General features: G+C 63.1%; 1 protein-coding gene. It reads left to right on the top strand.

The window, feature by feature from the left end; translation table 11 throughout:
• Positions 1-78: 78 nt before the first annotated feature.
• Positions 79-1,134, top strand: a protein-coding gene (locus tag E5J99_RS20930; RefSeq protein WP_135499748.1) for an IS3 family transposase whose coding sequence is annotated in 2 segments (ribosomal slippage) — positions 79-328 and positions 328-1,134 — 1,057 coding nt annotated over the 2 segments. Because the reading frame shifts where the segments join, the coding sequence is not laid out codon by codon here. This gene is flagged as partial in the annotation.

Below are 1,134 nucleotides of genomic sequence, written 5' to 3'. Positions count from 1 at the left end.
GTGTAGGCTTCCCCTCGAAGTAGGCCAGTGAGAAGTAGAGGAAAGGGGTATATTTTCTCACCCTTTCCCTACTGCCCCATGAAAAGGAGCCGCTTTAGTGAAGCGCAAATCATTGGCATCCTGCGCCAGCAAGGCCAGGGCCAAATCTTGGCTCAAATTTGCCGTGAGCACGGTATCAGCGAGCCAACATTTTACCAGTGGAAAAGCAAATATGGCGGCTTGGAGGTCACCGAATTACAGCGCCTCAAGCACCTGGAAGAGGAGAACCGCCGGCTCAAGCAACTGGTGGCCGATCTGAGCCTGGAAAATCAAGTGGTCAAGGAGGTACTGCGAAAAAAGTAGTGGCCCCGGCCGAGCGGCGGGCCGTGGCCCAGCAAGCCGTAGCCCGTGGGCTGAGTCAGCGTCGGGCCTGCGCCCTGGTGGGCCTGGCCCGGGCCAGCTACGTCACGCCGCCCGGCCGGGGCGAGCAGTACACCGGCTCGGCGAGCGAGGCGGTGGTGGTAGCCGCGCTGCTGGCGGTGGTCAAGCGCCATGCCGGGTGGGGCTTTTGGAAATACCACCACCGGCTGCGCAAAGACGGGCTGTTGGTGAATCATAAGCGGCTGTGGCGCCTGTACCAGGCCCACCACCTGCAGCTGAACCGGCGGCGCAAGAAGCGCCGCTTGCCCGAACGCATCAAGCAGCCGCTGACGGTGCCCGAGCAACCCAATCAGTGCTGGTCGATGGACTTCATGAGCGACGCCCTGACCGACGGGCGGCGCTTCCGCACCCTGAACGTGGTCGAGGACTGGAACCGCGAAGTGCTCGGCATCGAGGTGGATTTCTCCTTGCCCGCCGCCCGCGTCGTGCGCCTGCTCGCACAACTGGTCGAGCGCCACGGCCCGCCCGCCCGGCTGCGCGTCGACAACGGCCCGGAACTCATCAGCCACGTGTTGCAGCACTGGTGTGGCCAGCAAGGCATCGTGCTGCACTGGATTCAACCGGCCAGCCCCACCCAAAATGCCTACGTGGAACGCTTCAACGGCTCGTTTCGTCGCGAGCTGCTCAACGGCTACCTCTTTGCTACCTTGCAGCAGGTGCGCGAGCACTGCCGCTTGTGGCAGTACGACTACAACCATCTACGGCCCCATCAGG

The organism is Hymenobacter elongatus, assembly GCF_004745955.1.
Taxonomy (GTDB): domain Bacteria; phylum Bacteroidota; class Bacteroidia; order Cytophagales; family Hymenobacteraceae; genus Hymenobacter; species Hymenobacter elongatus.
Note: the sequence above shows the minus strand (reverse complement) of the source record. Positions and strands in the feature narration are given on the sequence as shown.